General features: G+C 66.2%; 1 protein-coding gene. It reads left to right on the top strand.

Going from position 1 to position 1,764, the window contains the following annotated elements; translation table 11 throughout:
- Positions 1-113: 113 nt before the first annotated feature.
- Positions 114-1,745: an IS1634 family transposase gene (locus tag BJEO58_RS14720; RefSeq protein WP_101590199.1), complete on the top strand. Its 1,632-nt coding sequence runs from the start codon at positions 114-116 to the stop codon at positions 1,743-1,745.
- Positions 1,746-1,764: the final 19 nt, after the last annotated feature.

Below are 1,764 nucleotides of genomic sequence, written 5' to 3'. Positions count from 1 at the left end.
CCTGACTTGGCTCACGTCTGCGGGTTGGCGCGTTCCGTAGCTCTGTGACCTGGGGTGATGTTGGGCCTGGGGGTGTGTTTCACGCACTAATCGGGGTGCTCTAGGCTCGTCGGGTGGCGTTCATCAGGCGAGTGCGGACGAAGTCGGGTGCCATGGCGGTGCAGATCGCCGAGTATGCGCAGGGCCGTCAGCGGATCCTGGAGCACGTTGGCTCCGCGCATACCGATGCTGAGCTCGGTGTCCTGTTGGAGAGGGCCCGTCGTCTGCTGGAGGACCCGGCCCAGGAGGCGCTGGATCTGGGCGTCAGACCGGAGCCTTCCGTGACCCGGATCCCGCCGGCCAGCGGGCAGGGAGATCTCTTTGCCGAACCGGCATCGTCGGGTGAGGAGCGCGCCGGTCCCGGCCGAGTCCAGTCCACGGCGAGCACGGTGCTCTACGACGCACTGGCCAGCGCGTATGCCTCCCTCGGATTTGACGTGCTGGACGATGCGGTGTTCCGGGACCTCGTGCTCGCGCGGATCGTCGAGCCGACCTCGAAACGCGACGCCGCCCGGGTCCTGGCCGATCTGGGGGTAAAGCCGGCGAGCTACGCGACCGTGAAACGGCACCTGCGGGCCGTGCTCGAGAACGACTACCGCGCCACCATCGCGGCCAAGTGCTTCGACCACGCCTCGACCCACGGCGATGTGTCGCTGGTCCTCTACGACGTCACCACCCTCTACTTCGAGGCCGAGAAGGAGGATGACCTGCGCAAAGTCGGCTTCAGCAAGGAGCGCCGGGTCGATCCGCAGATCGTCGTCGGACTGCTGGTCGATCGGCGAGGGTTCCCGCTGGAGATCAGCTGTTTCGAGGGGAACAAGGCCGAGACGAAGACGATCCTGCCGATCATCCGCCAGTTCCAAGAGCGCCACAATCTCGCGGACATGGTCGTGGTCGCCGACGCCGGCATGCTCTCCGCGGCCAACCTGCGCGAGTTGGACGAGGCGCACCTGCGGTTCATCGTCGGGTCGCGGCAGACCAAGGCCCCACACGATCTCGACAGCCATGTCCACTGGCACGGCGATGCCTTCACCGACGGGCAGATCATCGACACCATCACCCCACGGCACGGCAACTCGAGCGTCAATGACCACGCGCTGCGGGCCGAGCCGGTCTGGGATCCCACGCAGCATCCCGACTCGTGGCGGGCGATCTGGTCCTACTCCCGCAAGCGCGGGGTCCGGGACCACAAGACGCTGACCGCGCAGGAGAACCGTGCTCGCGCGATCATCGACGGCGACAAGCCGGTCAAGAACACCCGGTTCGTCAAGACCACTGCCAGCGGCCGCAGCTTGGACGAGAAGAACCTCGAACGCGCGCGCTCTGTCGCGGGGCTGAAGGGCTACTACACCAACATCCCCGCCGACGTGATGCCAGCCCGAGAGGTGATCGACAGCTACCACGACCTCTGGCGAGTCGAGCAATCGTTCCGTATGTCGAAGACGGACCTCCAGGCCAGACCCATGTTCCACCGCACCCGTGACGCGATCGAAGCCCACCTCACCCTCGTGTTCACCGCCCTGGCCGTCGCTCGGCTCATCCAGCAACGCACCGGACTGGCGATCGGCAACATCGTCAAGAAGCTCCGGCCCCTACGCTCCGCAACCCTCGCGATCAACGGCACTACGCAGACCTTCCCACCCCACGTCTCCGAGGACCTGACCCGCGTCCTCGAAGCCATCCGGACCGGAGAGCCCACGCACTAACGAAATGAGCCAAGTCAGG

Source organism: Brevibacterium jeotgali (assembly GCF_900169175.1).
In the GTDB taxonomy this organism is placed as follows: Bacteria; Actinomycetota; Actinomycetes; order Actinomycetales; family Brevibacteriaceae; genus Brevibacterium; species Brevibacterium jeotgali.
The sequence above is the reverse complement of the archived record's forward strand: the minus strand, read 5'-3'. Positions and strand labels throughout refer to the sequence as shown.